Annotated in this window: 11 protein-coding genes and 1 riboswitch; of the genes, 1 reads left to right on the top strand and 10 read right to left on the bottom strand. The window is 70.6% G+C overall.

Annotated features, from left to right (window positions below):
* Positions 1-22: 22 nt before the first annotated feature.
* Genes Q7W82_RS03525 through Q7W82_RS03500 form a run of 6 tightly spaced genes read right to left on the bottom strand, consistent with a single transcriptional unit; the run spans position 23 to position 6,254 of the window.
* Entirely contained in the window at positions 23-688 is a 666-nt protein-coding gene (locus Q7W82_RS03525; RefSeq protein ID WP_242157332.1) for an epoxyqueuosine reductase QueH, read from the bottom strand.
* Positions 685-1,575, bottom strand: a complete 891-nt coding sequence (gene mmsB / locus Q7W82_RS03520; protein ID WP_242157334.1) for a 3-hydroxyisobutyrate dehydrogenase — start codon at positions 1,573-1,575, stop codon at positions 685-687. Before mmsB ends, Q7W82_RS03525 begins: the two co-directional genes overlap by 4 nt.
* Entirely contained in the window at positions 1,572-2,759 is a 1,188-nt protein-coding gene (locus Q7W82_RS03515) for an enoyl-CoA hydratase/isomerase family protein (RefSeq protein WP_242157336.1), read from the bottom strand. Before Q7W82_RS03515 ends, mmsB begins: the two co-directional genes overlap by 4 nt.
* Positions 2,744-3,553, bottom strand: coding sequence for an enoyl-CoA hydratase (locus Q7W82_RS03510; RefSeq protein ID WP_242157347.1), 810 nt, complete (start codon positions 3,551-3,553; stop codon positions 2,744-2,746). The genes Q7W82_RS03515 and Q7W82_RS03510 overlap by 16 nt, the downstream gene beginning before the upstream one ends.
* Positions 3,550-4,728, bottom strand: a complete 1,179-nt coding sequence (locus Q7W82_RS03505; protein WP_242158350.1) for an acyl-CoA dehydrogenase family protein — start codon at positions 4,726-4,728, stop codon at positions 3,550-3,552. The genes Q7W82_RS03510 and Q7W82_RS03505 overlap by 4 nt, the downstream gene beginning before the upstream one ends.
* 11 nt (positions 4,729-4,739) lie before the next feature.
* A complete protein-coding gene (locus Q7W82_RS03500) occupies positions 4,740-6,254 on the bottom strand; it encodes a CoA-acylating methylmalonate-semialdehyde dehydrogenase (RefSeq protein ID WP_242158366.1) in 1,515 nt (504 codons plus the stop codon).
* 137 nt (positions 6,255-6,391) lie between these two features.
* Positions 6,392-6,592, bottom strand: a riboswitch (cobalamin riboswitch).
* A gap of 483 nt (positions 6,593-7,075) precedes the next feature.
* Here Q7W82_RS03500 and Q7W82_RS03495 point away from each other — a divergent pair.
* Positions 7,076-7,651 (top strand): manganese efflux pump MntP family protein, encoded by a 576-nt coding sequence (locus Q7W82_RS03495; RefSeq protein WP_242082790.1) that lies wholly within the window; start codon positions 7,076-7,078, stop codon positions 7,649-7,651.
* A 92-nt stretch (positions 7,652-7,743) separates the two neighbouring features.
* Here the strand turns inward: Q7W82_RS03495 and Q7W82_RS03490 are convergent, their stop codons facing one another.
* The 4 genes from Q7W82_RS03490 to Q7W82_RS03475 form a co-directional block, all read right to left on the bottom strand.
* Positions 7,744-8,331, bottom strand: a complete 588-nt coding sequence (locus tag Q7W82_RS03490; protein ID WP_242158368.1) for a 2OG-Fe(II) oxygenase — start codon at positions 8,329-8,331, stop codon at positions 7,744-7,746.
* Positions 8,332-8,428: 97 nt separating this feature from the next.
* Entirely contained in the window at positions 8,429-11,140 is a 2,712-nt protein-coding gene (locus Q7W82_RS03485; RefSeq protein WP_242157356.1) for a TonB-dependent receptor, read from the bottom strand.
* Positions 11,141-11,465: 325 nt separating this feature from the next.
* Positions 11,466-13,322: a sulfotransferase gene (locus Q7W82_RS03480; protein WP_242157357.1), complete on the bottom strand. Its 1,857-nt coding sequence runs from the start codon at positions 13,320-13,322 to the stop codon at positions 11,466-11,468.
* A 122-nt stretch (positions 13,323-13,444) separates the two neighbouring features.
* The gene (locus tag Q7W82_RS03475) at positions 13,445-16,876 is read right to left on the bottom strand and encodes a PAS domain-containing hybrid sensor histidine kinase/response regulator (RefSeq protein WP_242157391.1); all 3,432 of its coding nucleotides are present in this window, start codon (positions 16,874-16,876) and stop codon (positions 13,445-13,447) included.
* Positions 16,877-17,026 lie beyond the last annotated feature (150 nt).

Below are 17,026 nucleotides of genomic sequence, written 5' to 3'. Positions count from 1 at the left end.
GTGTCCGGCCTGCAGGCGAGGCTCAGTCCGACGGCTTGCCCTCGTCGTCGCCATAGAACAGCACGCCGAGCTTGATCCGCTCGCGGCCCTGCGCGCGGCGGTGGCGATTGGTGTCGCGCAGCGAATACACGCAACCGCAGTACTCCTGCTGGTAGAAGCGCTCGCGCTTGCTGATCTCGACCATGCGCGCGGCGCCGCCGTGCTTGCGCCAGTTGTAGTCCCAGTAGGTCAGGTCCGGGTACGGTGCGGCCGCGCGGATGCCGCTGTCGGTGATCTGGCGCATGTCCTTCCAGCGCGAAATGCCCAGCGAACTGGTCATCACCGCATAGCCGTGCTCGTGCGCATACAGCGCAGTGCGCTCGAAGCGCATGTCGAAGCACATGGTGCAGCGGATGCCGCGCTCGGGGGCGTTCTCCATGCCCCGGGCACGCGCGAACCAATTGTCGGTGTCGTAGTCGGCATCGACGAAGGGCACGCCATGTTGCTCGGCGAAGCGGATGTTCTCCTGCTTGCGCAGCTCGTATTCCCTGGCCGGGTGGATGTTGGGGTTGTAGAAGAACACCGTGTAGTCGATGCCGGACTCCACGAACGATTCCATCAGCTCGCCCGAGCACGGCGCGCAGCACGAGTGCAGCAGCAGGCGTCCACTGCCGCCGGGCAGGGTCAGGCGCTCGCGGACAGTGCTCATGGCGCCTCCGCGAGCAGCTGGACGACGCTGGAGAAATCCAGGGCGCCGCGGCCCTGGCGGCGGTTCAGCGCGTACAGGTTGCGCGCCAGTTCGCCGAGCGGGATCGCCGCGCCGGTGGCCATCGCCGCTTCCGCCGCCAGGCCCAGGTCCTTGAGCATCAGGTCGCTGCCGAAGCCGCCGCGGTAGCCGCGCGAGGCCGGCGCCTGGTCCAGCACGCCCGGCCATGGGTTGCAGACCTCGGTGGCCCAGCTGCGGCCGGTGCTGACCGCCATCATCCGCGACAGCGCCGCCGGATCCAGGCCATGCGCCGCGCCCAGCGCCAGCGCTTCGGCGGTCGCGGCCATGATCACCCCCAGCGCCATGTTGTTGCAGAGCTTGGCGACCTGCCCGGCACCGGCCTCGCCCATGTGGAAGATGTTGCGGCCCATCGCCTCCAGCACTGGGCGCGCGCGCTCCAGGGTGGCGGCCGCGCCGCCGACGATGAAGGTCAAGGTGCCCGCGGCGGCGCCGGCGGTACCGCCGGACACCGGCGCATCCAGCGGCTGCAGGCCACGCGCCACTGCCGCGGCGGCCAGCGTGCGCGCCGAGGCGGGCGCAATCGTGCTGCTGTCGATGAGCAGGGCGCCCGCGGGAATGTGCGCGAGCAGTCCCTCCGTACCGAGGAACAGGGCTTCGACGTGGCGGCTGGCCGGCAGCATCGAGATCACCACCTCGGCCTCGGCGACCGCGGCCACCGCACTGTCGGCGGCGTGCGCGCCGGCGGCGGCGGCGGCCGCGAGGGCGGCGGGGTTGAGGTCGAACACGCGCACCACGTGCCCGGCCCTGACCAGGTTGACGGCCATCGGGCCGCCCATGTTGCCCAGGCCGATGAAGGCGATCCGGCTCATGCGCGGGTCTCCGTGTGACGGCCGAGATCGGCCAGGGGGTGGGCCTGCGCCGGCCAGGGCGCATGGAAGAAGTCGCGCGCCCACGCCGCGGACGCGGCGTCGAGGGTGGCCGGCTGCCAGCGCGGGGCGCGGTCCTTGTCGATCAGCAACGCGCGGATGCCTTCGGCGAAGTCGCCATGCGCGGTGCAGTGCAGGGCCACGGTGTACTCCTGGCGGAACACCTCGGCCAAGGACAGCGATGCGGCGCGCCGCTGCAGTTCGAAGGCCAGCCGTGCCGAGCCCGGCGCGCCGGCGGCCAGCGTGGCCTGTGCCGTCGCGATCCATGGGTCGGCGGCATCGAGGCCGGCGATCGCCGCCACCACCGCGTCCAGCGTGGGATGCGCGCAGGCATCGGCGATCGCCGCGGCGTGCCGCTGCAACGGACCGGCCGGCGCCGGCGTGGCGAAGCGGGCCAGCAGCGCGTCCAGCGCGCGCGCCGTGTCCTGCGCAGCGGCCGGCCAAGGCGTCTCCTGCAGGGCGGCCAGCACCGCCGCGCGCGCGGCCTCCGGCACGTGCACATCGGCCATGCCAGCGTAGATCGCATCGCCGGCACCGAGCGGCGCGCCGGTCAGCGCCAGGAACAGGCCCGCCTGCGCCGGCACCCGCGACAGCAGCCAGCTGCCGCCGACGTCGGGGAACAGGCCGATGCTGATCTCGGGGAAGGCGAGCCGGGACCGTTCGCCGACCACGCGGTGGCTGGCGCCCGCCATCAGCCCGATCCCGCCGCCCATCACGATGCCGTGGCCCCAGCACAGCACCGGCTTGGGGAAGGTGTGGATGCGGTAGTCGAGGCGGTACTCGGTTTCGAAGAAGGCCTCGGCGTGCGCATCGCCGCGCGGGTCCGCCGGCGTGGTAGTGCCGTGCGCGACACGCTCACGCATCCCGCGATACAGGCCATGGAGGTCGCCGCCGGCGCAGAACGCCTTCTCGCCCGCGCCCTGCAGCACCACCAGCGCCAGCGTCGGGTCCTGCGCCCATTGCGTCAGTTGCGCATCCAGCAGGCGCGCCATCTCCAGCGACAGCCCGTTGAGGGTGCGCGGCGCATTGAGCGTGGCGATCCCGATGCGACGGCCATCGCCCGCGGCCCGCATCTCGAACAGCACCGCGGCATCGTCGGCAGCGGAGGCGCTCACGCGTTGCTCCATACAGGGGCGCGCTTGCCGAGGAAGGCATTGACGCCCTCGGCCTGGTCGGCGCTGTCGAACAGGTCCACGAACGCCTCGCGTTCGCTGACCAATGCGCTCGCATGCGACTGCGTGCGGGTCGCCTGCACCAGGCGCTTGGCCGCGGCCACGCTGATCGGACTCTGCCGCGCCGCCTTGGCCGCCCACTCCAGCGCGCGCGCCAGCGCCTGCCCGGTCGGCACCACCTCTTCGACCAGGCCGATCCGCAGCGCGGTCTCGGCATCGACGCGTTCGCCGAGCAGGATCATGCGCTTGGCCCAACCCTCGCCGACCAGCCGCGGCAGGTGCTGGGTGCCGCCGGCGCAGGGCAGCAGGCCCACCGTCGCCTCGGGCAGGGCCATCTGCGCCTGCGCCTCGGCAATGCGCAGGTCGCAGGCCAAGGCCGCTTCGAGTCCGCCGCCCATCGCATAGCCGTTGATCGCGGCGATGCTGACGCCGCGGAATCCGCTCAGCGCCTCGAAGGCCTCGCCGAAACGCCGCGCCGCCTCGCGCGCCAGCGCCTTGTCGCCGTCGGCGAACTGGTTGAGGTCGGCACCGGCGCTGAAGAACTTCTCGCCGGCACCGACCAGTACCAGGGCATAGATCTCGCGATCCGCGTCCAGCGCGCCGACCAGCTCGCCTAGCGCGCGCAGGCTCTGCACGGTCCAGGTGTTGGCCGGCGGATTGGACAGGGTGACCACGGCGGTGTGGCCGTCGATCTGCAGGCCCAGCCCGGTCCAGTCCCGGTTGCGGTAGGAGGTGTCGGCAACGCTCATCGCAATTCCTCTTCGGTGTTCAGCAGGTGGCGCGCGACGATCACGCGCATGATTTCGTTGGTGCCCTCCAGGATCTGGTGCACGCGGCTGTCGCGCAGCAGGCGTTCGACCGGATACTCGCGGATGTAGCCGTAACCGCCATGCAGCTGCAGCGCGTCGTTGCAGATCGAAAAGCCCGCATCGGTGGCGAAGCGCTTGGCCATCGCGCACCACACCGTCGCATCGCGGGCGCCGGCATCGAGCTTGCGCGCAGCGGTGTGCACCATCTGCCGCGCAGCGACCAGTTGCGTGGCCATGTCGGCCAGGGTGAACTGCAGGGCCTGGAACTCGGCGAGCTTCTTGCCGAACTGGCGACGCTCGCCCAGATAGCGCCGCGCCGCGTCCAGCGCGCCCTGCCCCGCGCCCAGCGAGCACGCGGCGATGTTGAGGCGGCCGCCGTCGAGGCCGCGCATCGCGATGCGGAAGCCCTCGCCCTCCTCGCCCAGGCGATGCGCCAGCGGCACGCGCACGCCGTCGAAGCTCACCGCGCGGGTCGGCTGGCTGTGCCAGCCCAGCTTGTCCTCGTTGCGCCCGTAGCCGATTCCCGCCGCATCGGCCGGCACCGCGAAGGCGCTGATGCCGCGCGCGCCGTCCTCGCCGGTGCGCGCCATCACCACCAGCAGGTCGGTCGCGCCGGCGCCGGAAATGAAGGCCTTGCTGCCGTCGATGCGGTAGCCGTCGCCATCGCGCACCGCGCGGGTCTTCAGCGCGGCCGCGTCGGACCCCGCGCCGGGTTCGGTCAGGCAGTACGAGGCCAGCTTGCGGCCGCTGGCCAGCGCCGCGCCCCAGTCCTTGCGCACCGCCGGCGTGGCGAAACGGGTCAGCATCCAGGTGGCCATGTTGTGGATGCTGATGAAGGCGGCGGTGGACGGATCGACCGCGGCCAGTTCCTCGAACACGATCGCCGCATCCAGGCGCGACAGTCCGCTGCCGCCGGCGTCCTCGTCCACGTACAGGCCGCAGAAACCGAGTTCGCCGGCCCGGCCGATCGCCTCGCGCGGGAAGATCCCGTCCGCATCCCAGCGCGCCGCGTGCGGCGCCAGTTCGGCCTGGGCGAAGCCGCGCGCGGCCTCGCGATAGGCGCGCTGCGCCTCGTCCAGGCCGGCATCGGCCGGCTGCTCCAGCGGCCACTGCATCGCCGTGGCCATCACGACAGGCGGATCGTGGTGTTGACGCCCTGGCCGGCGCCGGCGTCGTCGAACCAGCGCGCGGTGACGGTCTTGGTCTGCGTGTAGAACTGCACCGCCTGCTTGCCGTAGGGGCCGAGGTCGCCGAGCTTGGAGGCGCGCGACCCGGTGAAGGAGAACAGCGGCACCGGCACCGGGATCGGCACGTTGATGCCGACCTGGCCGACGTCGATCTCCTCCTGGAACCTGCGTGCGGCGGCGCCGGATTGGGTGAACAGCGCCGTGCCGTTGCCGTTCGGATTGGCGTTGACCAGGGCGATCGCGTCCTCCAGCGTGGCCGCCTCCAGGATCACCAGCACCGGGCCGAAGATCTCTTCGTCGTAGATGCGCATGCCCGGTGCGACCCCGGAGAAGATCGTCGGGCCGACGAAGTTGCCGTGCGCGAAACCGGGCACCGTCGGGTTGCGCCCGTCCAGTTCCAGCGTCGCGCCCTCGGCGATGCCGGCGGCGATCAACGCTTCGATGCGCTCGCGCGCGCTGCGCGAGATCACCGGGCCCAGGTCGGTGCCGGGTTCGCTGCCGGCGTTGACCTTCAGTGTCTGCGCCCTGGCCACCAGGTCGGGAATCCACTGCTGCGCCTCGCCGACCAGCACCACCGTCGAGGCTGCCATGCAACGCTGGCCGGCGGCGCCGAAGGCCGCGCCCACCAGCGCGTCGAGGGTCTGCGCGCGCGGCGCATCCGGCAACACCACCGCGTGGTTCTTGGCGCCCATCATGCATTGCACGCGTTTGCCGGCCAGCGCCGCGCGCTGGTACACGTGGGTGCCGACCTTGGTGGAGCCGACGAACGACAGCGCCTTGATGTCGGCGTGGTCGCACAGTGCATCGACCACCTCGGCGCCGCCATGGACGACGTTCAGCACGCCCTTGGGCACGCCCGCCTGCAAGGCCAGTTCGACCAGCCGCATGGTCACCAGCGGATCCTGCTCGGACGGCTTGAGCACGAAGGTGTTGCCGGTGGCGATGGCCATCGGGAACATCCACAGCGGAATCATCGCCGGGAAATTGAACGGGGTGATGCCGGCGCACACGCCCAGCGGCTGCAGCAGCGTGTAGGTATCCACGCCGTTGGCGACGTTGTTGGCCAGTTCGCCCAGTTGCAGGTTGCCGATCGCCGCGGCCTGTTCCACCACTTCCAGGCCGCGGAAGACATCGCCTTCCGCGTCGGCCAGGGTCTTGCCCTGCTCGCGGGTGAGGATCGCCGCCAGCTCGCCCATGTGCGCCCGGATCAGCTGCTGGTAGGTGAGGAAGATCCGCGCGCGGACGCCGATCGGCGTCTTGCGCCAGCTGGCGAACGCGCGTTGCGCGGCGGCCACGGCGGCGTCGACTTCCGCGACGGTGGCGAAGGGCACGCGTGCGAGCACGTCCTGGGTCGCCGGATCGACCACCTCGCGCCATTGGCTGCTGCTGGATTCGACGAACGCGCCGTCGATCAAGAGCTTGACGGTCGCCACCTCGGCGCGGGTCCGGGTCATCTGGTTCACGGGTCCTGTCTCCTCATCGCATCACCACCGGGCGGGCGGCGATGGACAGGACAAGCGAACGCGCGGCGCAGGGCCCCGACGTCGTTCGGCTCGTCAGGTTGCCCACCGCAACACCCGAGAAAGAACGTCGCAGGACGTCCGCGTCAGGCCGGTCTCCGGGCTTGCGAGCAATGCGCGATCGCATTACCCCGACACCTTCCCGCTTGCGCAGTGGTCTGTTGTCGGGTGTTCTCGCCTACCGTTGCGGGGGCAGCGCCGGCATCGGACCGGCTTCCCGTTTCACCCGGCGCATCTTGCGACGACCAGGCACCTGAAGCGTGGCCAGTGTAGTCGCGCCGCGGCGGCGGCAACACGCTGCAGCGCAGCGCGCGGTGTGGGCGCCGGCACGCAGCGCACGAATGCCGACAGCGCAGAAGCGACGGTCGCCCGCAGCGACGGGCGTGCACGACAGGCGTGTACAGGACGCAGCGACAACATCCAGCGCGCCGCACGATCGCCGCCGCACCTGGCCGCCGCGACGTCCCGCACGGGACGCCCGCCAGCACGTGCCGCTATAGCCGATGCTAAGAAGAGAAGCTGCAGGTTCGCGTGCGTTCCAGGGATGTTCGCTGCAGTTGGCGACTGTTAGACTGCGCGTCCCCTTGGGGAGTAGCCTGCTGTCCGCCCGGTGCGGACAGCGCCCGTATCAACAGACTCGGCCGATGCGCCGTGGTACGGGCAGCCAGTTCGGTTGGCGAGACCAGCGGCGAGTGCGCAAGGCGACGGCCGGGCGCGCGCGCTCGTCGTTGTCGCCTGTCCCGGTACGGTTCCCCATGTCGTTTCTTTCGATTCTGCTGCTCGGCATCGCCATGTCGACCGACGCCTTCGCCGCGGCGGTCGGCAAGGGCGCGGCGATGCAGCGGCCGCGCTGGGCCGATGCGCTGCGCGCCGGCCTGATCTTCGGCTGCATCGAGGCGCTGACCCCGGCGCTGGGCTGGGCGCTGGGCCAGGCCGCGGCCAAGTACGTGGTCGCCTTCGACCACTGGATCGCCTTCGGCCTGCTCGGCGCGCTGGGCGTGCACATGATCGTCGCCGGCCTCAAGCCGGAGACCGACGCGCCCGAGGACGCCGCGCCCAAGCGCCACGGCTTCTGGAACCTGGCCGCCACCGGCTTTGCCACCAGCATCGACGCGATGGCGGTCGGCGTCGGCCTGGCCTTCCTCGACGTGAACATCGTCGAGGTCGCGGCGATCATCGGCCTGTGCACGCTGACCATGGTCACCCTGGGCATCATGCTCGGCCGCGCGCTCGGCACGCTCGCCGGCAAGCGCGCCGAGATCGTCGGCGGCGCGCTGCTGATCGCGATCGGCAGCACCATCCTGTTCGAGCATCTGCATGGTGCAGGTTGATCGACGGGGCGCTGGTGCGGCCGGGATTCGGGATTCGGGAGTGGGGATGTGCGGTGACGTGCGTGCCCATCCCGCATTGACGGCGTCCTGGGTCAGGCCGGCTTGGCGGTGAATTCGAGATAGGTGGACAGGATGTACTTGTCGCCGCTGCGCGGCGGCAGGCCGGCGTGCAGGAACATCCAGTACGGCGGGAACACCAGCAGGCGCCCGGCGCGCGGGGCGACCTCCAGGTCCAGGTCGAGGAAGCGGGTATGCCCGCCCTCGGCCACGTCGTTGAGGTACCACAGGAACACCAGGTAGCGGCCGGTCTCCGCGTCGCAGGCGTCGAAGTGCGGCTGGAAGCGTTCGCCGGCATCGGCGCGGTAGCGCTTGATCCGCAGGTCGGCCAGGCGTGGGCGCCACGGCACTTCGGCGGACAGCCCGAGCTCGGCGTTGTAGCGGGCCAGCGCCGCGCGCACCTGCTCGATGAAAAAGCCCTGGAACGCGGGATCGGCGAGACGGGTGACGTTGAGTTCGGTCCAGGCGCTGTCGTCCAGCCCGGCGCGCTGGCCGGCGCCATTGCGGCTGTGCTGGGCGGCGCTGTGTTCGAATTGCGCGATCAGTTGCGCGCAGAAGCCCGGCTCCAGTGCCCCGTCGTAGACGCGGACGTAGTGGCGCAGGTCGGTGTGGTTCAGGCACATCGGCATGCTGCCCCCGCAGCAGAACGGCGCGCCCGGAGGGGCGCGCCGTGTCGCACGCTCCGGCGCCGCCCGCGTGTGCGGGCGGCGCCGGCTCCACTCAGAAGCGGTAGGTGGCCCGCATCCAGTAGTAGCGGCCGAGCGTGTCGTAGGTGCTCACGTCGGTGTTCGCGTTCAACACGTTGTTCTGGTACATGACCGGCGGCTGCTTGTTGGTCAGGTTGTCCACGCCCAGGTCCAGGCGCAGGTTGGCCCCGGCCATGTCGTAGCCCACCTGCAGGTTGTGGTACATGTAGCTGCCGTAGTCCAGCACCACGCCCTTGAACGCCGCATCGGCGGACATGTTCTGGCTCAGGTCGCCACTGCCGACCTGCACCTTGCCGATCCAGCGGGTGGTCCAGCTCGCATCCCAGTTGCCCAGCTTCCAGCCGACCTGGGCGTGCGCGCGCCAGTGCGTGTAGTTGCCGTAGGACGAGTTGTAGCGGCCGGCCATGTGCACCACCGTGTCTCCGGTGTCGATGTCGTAGCGGTGCAGGTAGGTGCTGTCCACGGCCACGGTGAACTTGCCGAACGCGGTCTCCGGCAGCACGTAGTTGGCGCCGAGGTCGATGCCCTGGGTGTTGAGCTTGCCGATGTTCACGACCGGCGTCTGGATGTAGTTGATGTTGCCGGCGCTGACGGTACCCGCGCCGTAGCGGTGGATGTAGCTGCAGTACGGGCTGTTGTCGTCGTTGTAGCAGAGGTCGGCCACGGTCTGCGCGGAGATCGACTGGATCAGGTCGTTGAGCTTGACCTTCCACCAGTCGAGGTTGACCGACAGGCCCGGCACGTACTCGGGGCTGTAGACCAGGCCGTAGTCGAAGGAGGTGCCCTTCTCCGGCTTGAGCTGATAACCGACATAGCTGGACCCGGACACGATGCCGTTGGTCTGCGACAGGCCCGAGCCGTTCCAGCCGGCCGGCACGCCGGCGCAGGCATTGGCGTGGCCGCTGCCGCTGTAGCCGATGCACGGATCGACGAAGTTCGGCGAGTCGGCGGTCGGGCCCTGGTAGATGTCGCTGATCGTCGGCGCACGGAACACCTGCGCCGCGGTGCCGCGCACCATCAGGTCGTGGATCGGACGCCATTCCACCTGGAACGAGGCGCTGTTGTTGCCCGAGCGCACGCTGCTGTAGTCGGAGTAGCGGTCGCTCAGGGTCAGGTTGAGCGCGCCGACCGGGGAGGACTGCTCCAGCACCGGCACGAACAGCTGGGCGTACGCCTCCTTGACGTTGAAGCTGCCGCTCAGCGGCGAGGAGCACGCTTCGGAGGAGACCGCGCAGGTGTTGTCGCTGTTGATCAGCGCATTGGCCGACACCGTGGAGTTCAGGCTCTCCTTGCGGTACAGCGCGCCCACCGCCAGCTGCGCGGCGCCGGCCGGCATCTCCCACAGGCTACCGTTGGCGCTGGCTTCCCACTGGCGCATGATGGTGGTGGTTTCCTGGCGCGGAATCGATTCGTTGCTCTTCAGCCAGGCGATGGTGTTGGCGTTGTTCTGGTCGAAGATGTTGACCTGCCCGCTGTCGATCGCGCTCTGCAGCGCGGCGTAGTCGACGTAGCCGTGGCTCCAGTTGCGCTGGCGATAGTGACCGTAGTTGAAGTTGGTGTCCCACACCCAACTGCTGTCGCCGATGCCGCCCTTCAGGCCGATCACGTCCTGGTCGGTGGCGGTGTCGTAGAAGCCTTCGCGCTGGCCCAGGGTGGTGAAGCGCGAACGGAACTCGTAGCCGTTGGGGCCGAATTCCACGCCGAACGGGTTGTACGGGTTGTTGGCGGCGATGGTGATGCCGTCGTTCTGCGCGTCGAACGGCAGCGGCGCGATCGCGAAGTTCGACATGGTGTGGTTGTGGTAGGCGTTGACGTACGCCTGCATGGAGTCGGTGATGTTGAAGCTGCCGAGCACGAAGCCGCCGACGCGCTGCTGCGGGGTCAGCAGCAGGTTCTCCGCCTGGTAGTTGTAGGCGTCGGCCGAGGCGCTGTAGCACTTGTAGCCGCCGCTGCCGTTGCTGGTCAGCGCGCCGTTGGCGCTGCAGCCGTTGGCCGCCAGGGTCGCCGCCGGCAGCTTGTAGTAGCCGCTGGGCGTGCGGCTGGAACCGCCCTTGTAGACGCTGCCGCTGGACAGGTACATCGCGTACTTGGAGAACGCGCGGTTGGCGCTGGAGACGTCCTTCTGCTTGTTGTAGTCCAGGCCGACCACGACGTTGCCGCGGTCCCAGGTCTTGCCGAAGGTGAAGCTGCCGCCCTGGCGCGCGCCGTCGCCGCGGCTGGTCTGGCCGTAGTTGGCGGAGACTTCGCCGCCTTCGAAGTTCTTGCGCAGGATGAAGTTGACCACGCCGCCGATCGCGTCGGAGCCGTACATCGCCGAGGCGCCGACCTTCAGCACTTCGACATGGTCGATCATGTTGGCCGGGATCGAGTTGACGTCGTTGTTCTGGATGCGGTGGCCGTCGATCAGGATCAGCGTGCGCTGGTCGCCAAGGCCGCGCAGCGAGATGGTCGAGGCGCCGTCGCCGCCGCCATTGTTGACCTGCGGGTTGGTCGCGGCGCCGGCGATGCCGGGCAGCGCCTGCAACAGGTCGCCCAGGGTCTGCTTGCCGCTCTGCTGGATCTGCTGGCGATCGACCACGGCGACCGGGCTGGCGGTCTCCACATCCACGCGACGCACCAGCGAACCGGTGACGGTCAGCTTGTCCAGGGTCACCGGCGCATCGCCGGACGCGGACGCCGCCGGTGCAGCGCTCTGCGCGTAGAGCGTGGCGGGAAGCGTCGCCATGGCCAGGCAAACGGCGTGAGCGAGTCTGTTCTTTGCTACGGACATCGGGAAGACCTCGTGTGATGTGCGACAAGCGCCGGCACTGTGCGCCGCGCGCGAACGTCCCGAACGCACCGAAGGCGCGGCGGGTGAAATGGATGCCTCGGGCCAGCGGTCCATTACGGGACCGTCAGGCACTTGTTAGTTTTTTATAAGAAGGGTGTTGTTTCGGTGTGCCGGCGTGCGCCAGCGGCTGACAAAAACGCCGCTACAACCGGGTGCAACGCGCACTGCGTTTTTGCCGTTCAACCGGCAGACGGGAACGGTTCAGACAAGCGCACGCGACTCAACCGCCGGCGTAGTCCCAGCGATCCAGGAACGGTTGCAGCACCGGCAGCACCGGCGCGAAGGCGTCCCGGTAGGCGTGCCAGCGGTCCAGGGCCTTGCGGTTGATGCCTTCCACCACCTGCGCATAGCTCGGCGTGCTGATGAAGCCCTTGCCTTGTGCATGCCGCTGGTACTCCAGCAGTTGCTCCGGTTGCGGCAGTTGCAGGAACTGCCCCAGGCGCGCCACCTGCGCCTGCGGGTCGGCGACCAGGTCCTCGTAGCGCAACTCCAGCGTGCGCGGCTGCAGCAGGGCGGCGTGATACAGCCAGAAGTCCATCGCGTCGGCATAGCCGCGGGCCAGCCGTGGCAGGCTGGCGCATAGCAGGGCGAAGGCCGGCGAGCGGAACGCCTGCATGTAGCAGCTCAGCAACACGTCGCAGGGATGGCGCAGCGCCAGGATCACCGGCGCCTCCGGGAACAGGCGCCGGATCAGCGGCAGGCGCAGCAGGTTCAGCGGGTTCTTGTCGATCAGGCGCTGGCCCGGCTGCAGTTGCACCACCCCGCGCACCGCCTGCCAGTACTCGGCGCGCAGCGCGTCGCAGGCGGCATCGTCGAGCTCGCCCAGTCCGTCCGGCCAGGCCACGCCGCGCGCCTCCAGGCGATCGGCCAGCCCCTGCAGGAACGGCCGCTCGTCCATCGCCACCAGTTGCGGGTGGGCGTCGAGCATCTGCTCCAGCAAGGTGGTGCCCGAGCGCGGGAAGCCGACCACGAAGATCGGCGAATCCAGCATGGCCGGCGCCGTCACCGGCCGCGCCGCGGCATGGCGCGCCGGATCCCAGCGATGCCGTGCGACCGGCAGCGGCGGCGCATCCGCCGCCGCCAGTTCCGGCACCAGTGCGGCCAGGCCCTCGACCTGGCCGGCATGGCCCTGCGCGCAGGCGTCCAGCGCTTGGTCGTACAGGCCCAGGCGATCGCAGACCCGCGCCAGGGCGAAGAACAGGTTGCTCTGCTTGCGCCGGTCCACCGCGCTGCCGGTGGCCAGCAGCCCGCGCAGCAGCGCATGCGCCTGCGGCCAGTGGCCATCGCGCATGGCCAGCACCGCCAGCGCATTGCTGGCGTCCTGGCGCACGTCGGGGTCGTCGATCCGCTCCGGCGGCGGCAGCTGCGCGGCGGCCTCCCGCGCCTGCGGCAAGCGGTTGGCGCGTTCGAGCACCAGCACCAACCGCGACCAGGCCCGGGCCGGCTGCGCCATCGGCCCCTCGGCGCAGGCGCGCAACAGCCCGCAGGCCGCATCGGTCTCGCCGCCCTGCGACAACAGCCAAGCCAGCTCCACGGTGGTGTCCGGGTCCAGCGGCGGCCACTGCCGCCAGCCGGCGATCAGCGCCTGCACGCGCTGGAAGTCGCCGCATTCGTGGCAGGCCATCGCCGCGTGCACGCACAGCGGCGGCGCCTGCGGCGCCAGCGCGTGCGCATCGAGCAGGTGTTCGCGGGCCGCGGCGTAGTCGCCGGCGTCCATCGCCAGCAGGCCCAGGTTGTGGTGCGGCAGCGGATCGTCCGGCGCCAGCGCGCAGGCGCGCAGATAGGCCTCGCCTGCCGGGCCGGGTTCGCCGGCTTCGCGCAACGCCGTGCCGAGGTTGTTCCAGTGCGCGACCTCGTGCGGTTCGCGCTCGGCCAGCCTGCGGTACACGGCGGCGGCCGGCGCCGGCTGGCCCTGCATCTGCAGGCTCATCGCCAGCAGGCTGCTGGCCAGCACATCGTCCGGGTGCTGCCGCAGGTAGGCGCGGGCACCGTGTTCGAGCGTCTGTGCCTGGCCGGCCTCCAGCGCCGCCAGCAGGTCCGGGAGCGACGGCATCGCGGTGGTGTCCAGGGAGGTCATGCGCAGGCGGGTCGTGGGCGGTCCGCCACCTTAGCCGCCCGCCCGCGCCGTGCGCCACGCCGGCCGCGCCGGCGGCCGCCACAGAGTGCATACATTGCCGTTACAAAGACGCGCGACGGTTCCTAGATCGGATCGTGGTAGGCGGTGAGGAAGGCGCGCAACGAGGCCGGCTTGACCGGTTTGGTCAGCAGCCGGTAGCCGCGCTCGCGCGCCTGCAGTTTCAGTTCGTCGCGGCCGTCGGCGGTGAGCAACGCGCCGGCCACCGGCCCGGGCATCGCCTCGCGTAACGCATCCAGGGTCTCCAGGCCGTCGAGCCGGTCGTGCAGGTGGTAGTCGACCAGCATCACGTGCGGCGCGCGCGCGGCCTGCGCCAGCGCCTCGTCCACGGTGCTGGCGCAGATCACCTCGACCTGCCAGCGCCCGAGCAGCGCGCGCATGCCGTCGAGGATTTCCTGGTCGTTGTCCACGCACAGCACGCGCAGCCCGGCCAGCGAGTCGGCCGCGGCCGCGGCGCGCGGCGGGCGTTGCTGCGCCTGCGGCGGCGGCGCCGCCCGCGGCACGGTGATGGAGAACATGCTGCCGTGGCCGACGCGGCTGCGCGCATCCAGGTCATGGCCGAGCAGGCGCGAGATGCGCTGGCAGATCGACAGGCCCAGGCCCAGCCCCTGCTCGCCCCAGTCGAATGGCTGCTGGTAGCGCTGGAACTCGTCGAAGATCTGCTGCATGTGGTGCGGCGGGATGCCCGGGCCGGTATCCCAGACCTGCAGTTCCAGCGTCGCGCCGCGGCGGCGCATGCCCAGCACGATGCGGCCCTGGCGGGTGTAGCGCAGCGCGTTGGCGAGGAAATTCTGCAGCACCCGGCGCAGCAGCCGGCGGTCGCTGCGCACCCACAGCGGCCGCGCGTACACGTGCAGGCGCAGGCCGCGGCCGGCGGCGATCGGGCTGTACTGCGCGGCCAGTTCGCGCAACAGCAGGCCGGCATCGACGTCCTCGATGGTCGGGCGCAGGCCGCCGGCATCCAGCCGCGACACGTCGAGCAGGCCGTCCAGCAGCTCCTCGGCCGCACGCAGCGAGGCGTCCACGCGCTCGGCCAGATGCCGCTGCTCCTCGTTCTGGTGCGCGTCGCGCAGGGCCGAGGCGAACAGCCGCGCGGCGTTGAGCGGCTGCAGCACGTCATGGCTGATCGCGGCCAGGAAGCGGGTCTTGGACTGCTGCGCCAGCTCGGCCTCGCGCGAGCGCTCGGCCACGCGCTGTTCCAGGGTCTCGTTGGCCTCGAGCAGCGCCTGCTCGGCGCGCTTGTAGTCGGTGATGTCGTTGTAGCTGGTGACGTAGCCGCCGCCGGGCAGCGGCTGGCCGCGCATCTCGATCACCTTGCCGTCGCTGCGGGTGCGTTCGAACACGTGCGGGGTGCCGGCGCGCATGTGCGCGATGCGGCGGGCGATCTGGTCCTCCACCTGGCCGCCGCCCAGTTCGCCGCGCTCGGCGTTGTAGCGGATCAGGTCGGCGACCGGGCGGCCGACGTAGAGCATGCCGTCGGGATAGCCGAACATCTGCTGGTAGCGGCGGTTCCACGCGGTCAGGCGCATCGCCGGATCGACCACGCTGACCCCGGCGCTGATGTTCTCCAGCGTGGTGGACAGGATCTCGCGGTTGAAGCGCAGCTCCTGCCCGGCCTCGTCGAGCACCGCCACCACTTCGCCCAGGTCCATGCCCGAGCCGCGCAGCAGGCTGGTCAGCACCAGGCGCGCGGAGGCCGCACCGATCGAGGCGGCGAGCAGGCGCTCGGTGAACTGCACCCAGACGCGGTCGGCCACGGCGGTGGGCTGCGGCTCGCGGCCAAGCAGTTGCGCCTGTTCGGCGAAGGCGCGACGGGCGTGACGCTCGCCGACCATGCGTTCGGCCAGCGCCTGCAGGTCGACCACGCGCACCTGCCCCAGCCAGTCTCCGGCCACCGCCGGGCGCTGCGAGTACGGCTCCAGGAACGGTGCCGCGCGCAGGCGCTCGTCCAGGCCCGGGCGCCAGCGCGCCGACACCAGCATCATCGTGCCGACGTTGACCAGCAGCGACCAGAACGTGCCGTGCGCCAGCTGGTCCCAGCCGCTCATGCCGAACAGCTGCTGCGGGCGCAGCCAGGAGATGCCGAACGGCCCGTCCAGCAACCAGGCCGGCGCCAGCCAGCCAGCCTGGGTCAGCGCCGGCAGCAACAGCGTGTAGATCCAGGTGGCGAAGCCCAGTACCATCCCGGTCTCCACGCCCTTGCGGCTGGCGCCACGCCAGTACAGCCCGCCGATCACCCCCGGCGCGAACTGCGCCACCGCGGCGAAGGCCATCAGCCCGTACGAGGCCAGCGTGGTGTCGTTGCTGCTGCTGCGGTAGTAGCCATAGGCGATCAGCGCCAGCAGCAGGATCGCCAGGCGGCGGATCCACAGCACCTTCGAGGCCACGTCGGCGCCGGCGGCCTGGTGCCCGCGGCGGCGCAGCAGCACCGGCATCACCAGGTCGTTGCTGATCATCGTCGCCAGCGCGATGCTGGAGACGATGACCATGCCGGTGGCGGCGGAGAAGCCGCCGACGTAGGCGACCAGCGCCAGTGCGGTGCGGCTTTCGGCCAGCGGCAGCGCCAGCACAATGCTGTCATCGGCCACGTCGCCGCCACCGAACAGCGCGATGCCGGCCGCGGCGATCGGCACCACCATCGCCGAGATCAGCACCAGGTACAGGCCGAACAGCCAGCGCGCCTTGCGGATGTCGCCGATGTCGCTGCACTCCACCACCGCCACGTGGAACTGCCGCGGCAGGCACACCAGCGCCAGGAAGCTGAGCAGGGTCTGCGAGATGAAGCCCACCGGCGGCGTGTTCTGGAACAGCGTGCGCGTCGACGCCAGCACCTGGCCGCCGTCGCGCGCGGACAGCCAGACATAGGCGAACACGCCCACCGCCACCATCGCCAGCAGCTTGACCACCGACTCCAGCGCGATCGCCAGCATCATGCCGTGGTGGTGCTCGGTGGCATCGACCTGCCGCGTGCCGAACAGCGTGGCGAACAGCGCCATGCCCAAGGCCACGTACAGCGCGGGATCGGCGTAGAACGGCGCGCCGGCGCTGGACTGGCCGCTGAGCACCTGCAGGCTCATCGCCACCGCCTTGTACTGCAGCGCCAGGTACGGCACCACGCCGATCAGGGCGATCACCGCCACCAGCGCGGCCAGGCGCCGCGAACGGCCGTAGCGCGAGGAGATGAAGTCGGCGATGGACACGGTGTTCTCGCTGCGCGCGATCAGCGCCAGGCGCTCGACGATGCGCCAGCCGAACAGCAGCATCAGCAACGGGCCCAGGTAGATCGGCAGATAGCCGGCGCCGTTGCGCACCGCGCTGCCGACCGCGCCGTAAAAGGTCCACGACGAGCAGTACACGGCCAGCGCCAGGCTGTACACCGCCGGCCGCAGCCACGGCCGCTCCGGGTACAGCGGACGGCGATCGCCCCACCACGCCACCGCGAACAGCAGCGCCGCATAGCCGACCGATACCAGCAGCAGGATCCAACTGGAAACCAAAGGCGAGTCCCCCCGACGATGGGTGCAGTCTAGAGGGTGGGATGCGTTTCGGCGTAGTCGGGAGTTCGGGGCTCGCTGCGTCTCGCTTGGGCTGCGCGTGCCCCGGGCTGGTGTTGCTATTGCTTTATGGCCCCCCGGGCGCGGCAGCCA

It is taken from the genome of Xanthomonas indica, from assembly GCF_040529045.1.
GTDB classification, from domain to species: Bacteria; Pseudomonadota; Gammaproteobacteria; order Xanthomonadales; family Xanthomonadaceae; genus Xanthomonas_A; species Xanthomonas_A indica.
The sequence above is the reverse complement of the archived record's forward strand: the minus strand, read 5'-3'. Positions and strand labels throughout refer to the sequence as shown.

Bases quoted from the DNA above. Each gene is read 5' to 3' on its own strand.
- Q7W82_RS03525 (WP_242157332.1), bottom strand. From the start codon at position 688: ATGAGCACTGTCCGCGAGCGCCTGACCCTGCCCGGCGGCAGTGGACGC.
- mmsB (WP_242157334.1), bottom strand. From the start codon at position 1,575: ATGAGCCGGATCGCCTTCATCGGCCTGGGCAACATGGGCGGCCCGATG.
- Q7W82_RS03515 (WP_242157336.1), bottom strand. From the start codon at position 2,759: ATGGAGCAACGCGTGAGCGCCTCCGCTGCCGACGATGCCGCGGTGCTG.
- Q7W82_RS03510 (WP_242157347.1), bottom strand. From the start codon at position 3,553: ATGAGCGTTGCCGACACCTCCTACCGCAACCGGGACTGGACCGGGCTG.
- Q7W82_RS03505 (WP_242158350.1), bottom strand. From the start codon at position 4,728: ATGCAGTGGCCGCTGGAGCAGCCGGCCGATGCCGGCCTGGACGAGGCG.
- Q7W82_RS03500 (WP_242158366.1), bottom strand. From the start codon at position 6,254: ATGACCCGGACCCGCGCCGAGGTGGCGACCGTCAAGCTCTTGATCGAC.
- Q7W82_RS03495 (WP_242082790.1), top strand. From the start codon at position 7,076: ATGTCGTTTCTTTCGATTCTGCTGCTCGGCATCGCCATGTCGACCGAC.
- Q7W82_RS03490 (WP_242158368.1), bottom strand. From the start codon at position 8,331: ATGTGCCTGAACCACACCGACCTGCGCCACTACGTCCGCGTCTACGAC.
- Q7W82_RS03485 (WP_242157356.1), bottom strand. From the start codon at position 11,140: ATGGCGACGCTTCCCGCCACGCTCTACGCGCAGAGCGCTGCACCGGCG.
- Q7W82_RS03480 (WP_242157357.1), bottom strand. From the start codon at position 13,322: ATGACCTCCCTGGACACCACCGCGATGCCGTCGCTCCCGGACCTGCTG.